Origin of the sequence: Rhodomicrobium udaipurense JA643 (assembly GCF_000636015.1) — a bacterium.
In the GTDB taxonomy this organism is placed as follows: domain Bacteria; phylum Pseudomonadota; class Alphaproteobacteria; order Rhizobiales; family Rhodomicrobiaceae; genus Rhodomicrobium; species Rhodomicrobium udaipurense.
Map to the genome: position 1 here is coordinate 1 of NZ_JFZJ01000143.1, position 8,054 is coordinate 8,054.

Annotated in this window: 7 protein-coding genes and 1 pseudogene; all 8 read right to left on the bottom strand. The window is 62.0% G+C overall.

The window, feature by feature from the left end; all coding sequences use genetic code 11:
* Positions 1-274, bottom strand: a pseudogene (locus T281_RS14995) (NADH-quinone oxidoreductase subunit N); the annotation flags it as partial.
* Between the two features lie 2 nt (positions 275-276).
* On the bottom strand, positions 277-1,815 hold the full coding sequence (locus T281_RS15000; protein ID WP_037241129.1) for an NADH-quinone oxidoreductase subunit M: 1,539 nt from the start codon (positions 1,813-1,815) through the stop codon (positions 277-279).
* Positions 1,812-3,746, bottom strand: a complete 1,935-nt coding sequence (nuoL, locus tag T281_RS15005; RefSeq protein WP_037241132.1) for an NADH-quinone oxidoreductase subunit L — start codon at positions 3,744-3,746, stop codon at positions 1,812-1,814. Before nuoL ends, T281_RS15000 begins: the two co-directional genes overlap by 4 nt.
* Before the next feature lie 7 nt (positions 3,747-3,753).
* Positions 3,754-4,095 carry an NADH-quinone oxidoreductase subunit NuoK gene (nuoK, locus tag T281_RS15010; RefSeq protein ID WP_052037553.1) on the bottom strand — a complete coding sequence of 114 codons (342 nt, stop codon included), beginning with the start codon at positions 4,093-4,095 and terminating at the stop codon, positions 3,754-3,756.
* A 5-nt stretch (positions 4,096-4,100) separates the two neighbouring features.
* Positions 4,101-4,703: an NADH-quinone oxidoreductase subunit J gene (locus T281_RS15015; RefSeq protein WP_013421163.1), complete on the bottom strand. Its 603-nt coding sequence runs from the start codon at positions 4,701-4,703 to the stop codon at positions 4,101-4,103.
* A gap of 449 nt (positions 4,704-5,152) precedes the next feature.
* Positions 5,153-5,644, bottom strand: a complete 492-nt coding sequence (nuoI, locus tag T281_RS15020; protein WP_037241136.1) for an NADH-quinone oxidoreductase subunit NuoI — start codon at positions 5,642-5,644, stop codon at positions 5,153-5,155.
* Positions 5,645-5,672: 28 nt separating this feature from the next.
* Positions 5,673-6,704, bottom strand: coding sequence for an NADH-quinone oxidoreductase subunit NuoH (gene nuoH, locus T281_RS15025; RefSeq protein ID WP_037241144.1), 1,032 nt, complete (start codon positions 6,702-6,704; stop codon positions 5,673-5,675).
* Positions 6,697-8,054, bottom strand: a 1,358-nt coding sequence (locus T281_RS15030; protein WP_037241139.1) for a molybdopterin-dependent oxidoreductase, incomplete at its 5' end; no start/stop codon positions are given. The genes nuoH and T281_RS15030, both read right to left, overlap by 8 nt.

The following is an 8,054-nucleotide window of genomic DNA, read 5'->3' on the forward strand; positions in this document are numbered from 1 at the left end:
CGAGCGTCAGGATTTTCATGAAGCGGGCGAAGCCGTCATCCACGAACGCGCCGTTGAAGAGTTCCTGCGCGACCGCAGGCTGGCGCGCCACGAGCACCATCGCGCCGACAAGCACACCGACCGCGACGATGCTGATGGAAAGCCCCGCCGGATAGCGATTGTACACGCCCCACATGAGGAGCACGAAAGCGGCCAGCACGACGAACAGTTCCGGGTAGATCGGCGCGTAGGTCGAAAACATTGTGGAAGCCCTGGTGAAAGCGTCGGACAGCATCGTCACCGCCTCTTCTCAAGTTCGGCGAACGACTTCGCCGCCGCGCCCGTGTCGGCTTGCGCCTGAAGTTCCTTTTGATACGGCAGGATCATCGCCTTCACCGACCCGCTTGTCATATCGAGCACCGGCTTCGGATAGAAGCCGAGCACGATGGTGAGGATCAGCAGCGGCGCCATGATGCCGATTTCACGCGGGCTCATGTCCTTGATCGTGGCGAGCGACGGCTTTTCGAGCTTGCCGAAGATCATCCTGCGATAGAGCGTGAGCGCGTAAACCGCCGAGAGGATGAGGCCGAAGCAGGCGAAGAACGCCGCGACCGTGTTCGCCTCGAACGTGCCCATCAGCGTCAGGAATTCGCCGATGAAGCCGCTCGTGCCTGGCAGGCCGACATTCGCCATGGTGAACACCATGAAGAAGAAGGCGTAGATCGGCATGCGGTCGGCAAGCCCGCCATAAGCCGCGATTTCGCGCGTGTGCATGCGGTCGTACACGACGCCGACCGCGAGGAACAGCGCGCCCGACACGATGCCGTGGCTGATCATCTGGAACACCGCGCCCTGCACGCCTTGCTCGGTGCCGGAAAACACGCCGATGGTGACGAAGCCCATATGCGCAACGGATGAATAGGCGATGAGCTTTTTCATGTCCTTCTGCGCGAAGGCGACGAGCGAGGTGTAGATGATCGCTGCGACGCCGAGCGTAAACATCAGCGGAGCAAACTGCACCGACGCATCCGGGAACATCGGCAGCGAGAACCGGATGAAACCGTAGCCGCCCATCTTCAGGAGGATCGCCGCCAGCACCACGGAACCCGCAGTCGGCGCTTCGACGTGCGCATCCGGCAGCCAGGTGTGAACCGGCCACATCGGCAGTTTCACCGCGAAGGAGGCGAGGAAGGCGAACCAGAGCCACGCTTGCACATTGACCGGGAAGTCGTATTTCAGGAGCGCCGGGATCTCCGTCGTGCCCGCCATGCCGTACATGACAAGGATCGCGATCAGCATGAACAGCGAGCCGAGCAGCGTATAGAGGAAGAACTTGAAGCTCGCATAGACGCGGCGCGGCCCGCCCCACACGCCGATGATGATGAACATCGGGATGAGGCCGCCCTCGAAGAACAGGTAGAACAGCACGAGGTCGAGCGCGCAGAACACGCCGATCATCAATGCTTCGAGGATCAGGAACGCGATCATGTATTCTTTCACGCGCACCGTGATCGACTTCCAGCTCGCGAGGATCGTCAGCGGCATGAGGAAGGTCGTCAGGATCACGAAGGGTAGCGAAAGCCCGTCTACGCCGACGTAATAGGTGATCGTGTCAGACAGCCACGGCCGGTGCTCCACGAACTGGAAGCCCGGATTGGCATAGTCGAAGTCGGTCAGGAGGATGAGCGACAGCGCGAAGGTGACGACGGTCGTCCAGAGCGCGATCCAGCGCGCGTTTTTGAGCGCGGCTTCATCGGTGCCTCGGAGGACGGCGAGCAGAAGCGCGCCGACGGCCGGCAGCAGCATGAGCGTCGTCAGGATGGGCCATTCTTTCATAGGGTGAACAAAGCCCCGCGATAAAGGTAGGCGAACCAGGTGATAAGGACCGTCACGCCGATCAGCATGACGAAGGCGTAGGTGTAGACGAAGCCGGTCTGGATGCGGACCACGCGTTTCGTGGTGGCGATCACGCTGGCGGCCACCCCGTCCGGGCCGAGCCCGTCGATGATCGCGCCGTCGCCGTATTTCCACAGCACACGGGCGATCCAGCGCGTGGGCCGCACGAAGATCCAGTCGTAAAGCTCGTCGAAGTACCACTTGTTGTAGAGGAAGGCGTGGATCGGCTTGAACGTCTTGACGGTCCAGGCCGGAATGCCGGGCGAGGAGATATAGGCCCAATAGGCGACGCCGAAGCCCGCCGCCATCACGATCGTCGGCAGCCACTTCATGAAGACGTCGGCCACATGCGGCTCGTGCCAGCCGTGCAGGAACAAGAGAGAGCCGCGCCAGAACTGGGCGTAGTCCGCGCCAACGAAGTAGGGTGCGAAGATGAGCCCCGCGAACAGCGCGCCGGCGGCGAGGATCAGAAGCGGCCCCGTCATCACCGGCGGCGATTCATGCGCATGCTCGAAGGCGTGATGATCCTTCGGCTCGCCGTAGAACGCCATGAAGATCAGGCGCCACGAATAGAAGGACGTGAGGAAGGCGGCGAAGATGAGCATCCAGTAGACGGTTTGCCCAACCGACGAATGGGAGACTTCGGCCACCTCGATGATCATATCTTTCGAGAAGTAGCCCGCCGTGAAGGGGAAGCCCGTGAGCGACAGCGTGCCGATGACCATCATGCCGAACGTGAACGGAATGGCCTTTCGCATGCCGCCCATCTTGCGCAGATCCTGCTCGCCGTGGAGAGCGTGGATCACGGAGCCCGCGCCGAGGAACAGCAGCGCCTTGAAGAAAGCGTGCGTGAAGAGGTGAAAGACCGCCGCGCCATAGGCCGAAAGCCCAAGCGCAACGAACATGTAACCGAGCTGCGAGCAGGTGGAATAGGCGATGACGCGCTTGATATCGTTCTGCGCCAAGCCGACGGTTGCCGCGAAGAACGCGGTGATCGCGCCGACACAGGTCACGACGATCAGCGCAATCGGCGACAGTTCGAACAACGGCGACAGCCGCGCGACCATGAACACACCGGCGGTGACCATCGTGGCGGCGTGGATGAGGGCGGAAACCGGCGTCGGGCCTTCCATCGCGTCGGGCAACCACGTGTGTAGCAGGAACTGCGCCGACTTGCCCATCGCGCCCATGAACAGGAAAAGGCAGATGAAATCGAGCGCGGGCACCTGGTAGCCGAAGAACGGGATCGTTGTGGCCTGATGCTCCTTAGCGGCCGCGAAGATCGTGTCGAAGTTCACATCGCGGAAAATGAACCAGATCGCGAAGATGCCGATCGCGAAGCCGAAATCGCCCACGCGGTTGACGACGAACGCCTTGATCGCCGCCGCATTCGCGCTTTCGCGCCGATACCAGAAACCGATGAGCAGATAGGAGGCGAGACCCACGCCCTCCCAGCCGAAGAAAAGCTGTACGAGGTTATCGGCCGTCACAAGCGAGAGCATCGCGAAGGTGAACAGCGACAGATAGGAGAAGAACAGCGGCTGGCGGTCGTCGTCGGACATGTAGCCGACGGAGTAGATGTGAACGAGCGCGGAGACCGTGTTCACCACCACGAGCATGACGGCGGTCAGCGTGTCGATGCGGAGCGACCACGATGTTTGCAGATCGCCGACGCCGATCCACGGGAAGAGCGTTATGCGCGCTTCCTGCCCCTCGATGCCGACCTGATAGAGCGCGAGCCACGATAGGGCCGCCGAGACGAGAACGAGAGCGCTCGTCAGAAAGCCGGAATTCTTGTCGCCGAGCGAGCGCCCGAAAAAGCCGGCACAGAGCGCGCCGATCAGCGGAAGTAGGACGATGGCCTGATACATGCCCGCCTCAGCCTTTCATCGAGTTGATGTCGTCAACGGCGATGGAGCCGCGGTTCCGGTGGTAGATGACGATGATCGCCAGCCCGATGGCAGCCTCGGCCGCCGCGACGGTCAGCACCATCAGCGCGAAGATCTGGCCCGTGAGGTCGTTCAGATAGGCCGAGAAGGCGACGAGGTTGACGTTCACGGCGAGCAGCATCAACTCGACGGACATCAGGATGATGATGACGTTCTTCCGGTTGAGGAAGATGCCAAAGGCGCCGAGCGTGAAGAGGATCGCGGCGACGGTGAGATATTGCTGGAGTGCGATGCCGGTCGCGGCCTCGACGGGGGAGATCGTGTTCAGCATGGCCCTCAGGAGATCCCTTTCCCGGTTTCGACTTTAACCACCTCGATAGCGTCCTCGCGTTTGCGTCCGACCTGCCGCGCGACGTTCTGCCGTTTCGAATCCGGCCGGTGACGCAGCGTCAGCACGATAGCCCCGATCATCGCGACAAGAAGCACGAGCCCGGAAAGCTGGAAGAAATAGAGGTAATCCGTGTAGAGAACGCGCCCAATCGCCTCGGTGTTGGAGACCTGCGCGCTTGCCACTGGCCGGATCGCGCCCGGCGCCATGGTGAAGCCGCCGACGACGAGGATCAATTCGGTCACCAGCACGAGCCCGACCAGAATGCCGATGGGCAAATATCGGCTCATGCCCTTGCGTAGCTGGCCGAAGTCTATGTCGAGCGTCATCACCACGAACAGGAACAGCACCGCGACCGCGCCCACATAGACGATAACCAGGATCATCGCGAGAAACTCGGCGCCGAGCAGAACGAAAAGCCCCGCCGCGTTCAGGAAGGCGAGGATGAGGAACAGCACCGAATGGACCGGATTTCGCGCGGAAATCACCATCGCGCCCGATGAGATGAGCACGATGGAAAACAGATAGAAGAAGTATCCAGCGATTGTCATGCGCGGCCGATCTCGAAATGTGCGGCGTAAGCCGTGGAAGACATGGTTCGTCCTCTGGATCGCGATCGCCAGGCGAACGCAACCCGTCCTTTCGTTCAAGCTCGACAGCAAGGCCGACGATGCGCCCTCGCAAATCGATCTTCTGGAACCCTGCGTCCGTGTGGGCGCGAGGCAATCCTGTTTATGCCAATCGCGTCTTGCGCCGAGGCATTTCGGCCTGACGACAGATCGATCTCGTGTGAACCCCTTCGAGTGCCGCCCTCCGGTTCGTACCCTCTTGCCGGATGGCGACGTTCTGCGGCGAGAGGAAGAAGCCGCCGCTCGCGGCGGTTCGCGCTCCCCACGCCCCTCGTCGGAGGAGAGCAAATCGATTGCGCACCTAGTTCGCCGAGTCAGGCGTTACACGCGCGAGCCTGTGAGTGGAGACAGTCGGATGCCGTTAGTAAAGGCTAACGGTAGGGCGCATCGAGTTCAATATTTTTTGCGAGAATGCGCTCCCATCTGTCCCCGTTCGCAAGCAGCTTTTCCTTGTCGTACAGCAGTTCCTCTCGCGTTTCTGTAGCGAACTCGAAATTCGGTCCTTCGACGATGGCATCCACCGGGCAGGCTTCCTGACAGAAGCCGCAATAGATGCACTTCACCATATCGATATCGTAGCGCGTCGTGCGGCGCGTGCCGTCGTTGCGGCGCGGCCCCGCCTCGATGGTGATGGCCTGCGCCGGGCAGATGGCCTCGCAAAGCTTGCACGCGATGCAGCGCTCCATGCCGTTCGGATAACGGCGCAGCGCGTGCTCGCCGCGAAAGCGGGGCGACAGCGGATTCTTCTCGAACGGATAGTTGATCGTCGCTTTCGGCGCGAAGAAATACTTCATGGCAAGCCATGTCGCGACGAGAAACTCGCCGAGAACCGCTGATCTCAAAGACTGGCCGAAGCCGCCCATGCATGCACTCCCTTGGGATAAGCCCGCGCTAGCGCGCGAGACCTCCGAATTGCAGAACCGCTGCCACAACCACCACCATCGCGAGCGACGTCGGCAGGAAGATCTTCCAGCCAAGCCGCATCAACTGGTCGTAGCGGTAGCGGGGCACGATCGCCTTCACCATCGCGAACAGGAAGAAGACGAAGCAGAATTTCAAAACGAACCAGAAGATCCCCGGCACCCAGGTAAACGGCGCGACCTCGAACGGCGGCAGCCAGCCGCCCATGAAAAGGATCGTCGTCAGCGCACACATCACGGTGATCGCGACATATTCGCCAAGCATCAAGAGAAGATAGGGCGTCGAAGAGTATTCCACCATGAAGCCCGCGACGAGTTCCGATTCCGCCTCGGGCAAGTCGAAGGGCGGGCGGTTCGTCTCCGCGAGCGCCGAGATGAAAAACACCACGAACATCGGGAACAGCGGCAGCCAGTACCAGCCGAAGAGGCCGTAGGCGCTGCGTTGGGCCTCGACGATCCCGGAGAGGTTCATCGTGCCCGCGCACAAGATCACCGTCACCAGCACGAAGCCGATGGAAACCTCGTAGGACACCATCTGCGCGGCCGAGCGAAGCGCGCCGAGGAACGGATATTTCGAGTTCGAAGCCCAGCCGCCGATGATGATGCCGTAGACGCCGAGCGATGAGATCGCGAAGAGATAAAGAATGCCGACATTCAGATCGGAAACCACCCAGCCGTCCGCCACGGGGATCACGGCCCAGCCCGCAAGCGCGAGCACGGTTGTGGCGAGCGGGGCGAGCAGGAACAGCGTCTTGTCAGCCCCCGCCGGAATGACCGGCTCCTTCACCACGAATTTGAGGAAGTCGGCGAAGGATTGTAGAAGCCCGTAAGCGCCAACGACGTTCGGTCCGCGACGAAGCTGCACAGCCGCCCATATCTTGCGGTCCGCGAGCAGCAGATACGCGACGAACAGAAGCAACGCGACGAGCGTCAACAGGCTTTGACCGAGAATAAGCGCGGTCGGAAAGCCGTAGTTACTCCAGAGTGTGCTCCAATCAGCCATCGGCGCCCGCAAGTCCCTGCTCGTATTCCTGATGCAGCGCCGAAAGCTCGGCGAGGACCGCCGAGGACCGCGCAATCGGGTTCGTCTGGTAGAAATCTTCGATGAAAACGCCGAATGGCGTATCCGGCAGCGGCGGCACATCGCCGAGCTTCAGCTCAACCTTGGCTGCCTCAACGGTGTCGATGGCGGCGAGATGAGGATGCGCCTTGTAAAGCGCCCTGCGCAGCGACCCGAAACAGTCGAAAGGCAGCTTCGCGCCGAGATGTTCCGAAAGCGCGCGGAGAATGGTCCAATCCTCGCGGGCGTCGCCGGGCGGGAAGATCGCGCGTTCGCCGAGTTGCACGCGGCCTTCGGTGTTGACGTAGGTGCCGTTCTTCTCGGTGTACGCGGCGCCCGGCAGGATGATGTCCGCGATGCGCGCGCCTGAGTCACCATGCGACCCCTGATAGATCACGAAGGCATCGCCCGTGCGGCTCACGTCGAACTCGTCGGCACCGAGCAGATAAAGCACTTCGATGTCGCCGCTTTGCGTCCCTTCGAGGATGCCCGCCGTGTCGAACCCGCCTTCGCCCGGCACGAACCCGATGTCGAGGCCGCCAACGAGCGCGGCGCTGGCGTGAAGGATCGAGAGCGGGTTCCACCCCGCATCCTCGCGGCCCTTCACCGCCGCCGCCGCGATCTCCGCGGCCTTCGCCAGCACGGCGTCGCCCGCGTCATGCGAAAGCGCGTCCTGGCCGACGATGATGAGCGGATGCGACGCCTCTGTCAGCGCCTTCAGCACCGGATTGTCGGGCTTCGCGATCTCGTCGAGCACGGCGAGCGAATTGCCGAGCCACTCGTAAGGATAGGTGAGGTCCGCCTCCGCGCCGACCAACCCGATACGGGCGTGATTGTGTAGATAGGCGCCGCGAATGCGCGCGTTGAGCACGGCCGCTTCCTTGCGCGGGTTCGTGCCTATGAGCAGGATGACGTCGGCTTTCGAGATGCCGGCGATGGTCGCGTTGAACAGGTAGCTTCCGCGCCCGTGCTTCGGGTGGAGCTTCTGGCCTTGCTGGCGGCAATCCATGTTCGGCGAGCCGAGAAGCTCAAGCAGCGTCTTCAGCGCGAACATGTCCTCGACCGAGCAGAGGTCGCCCGCGATGGCGCCCACTTTCCGCGCGCCGGCCTTCTCGACCTGCGCGGCGATCTCGGTGAACGCCTCGTACCACGACACTTCTTCGAGCACGCCATCCCGGCGCATATAGGGGCGGTCGAGCCGCTTCTTCTTGAGGCCGTCGACGATTGCACGCGATTTATCGGACAGCCATTCCTCGTTCACGCCGTCGTGGTTGCGCGGCAGGATGCGCATGA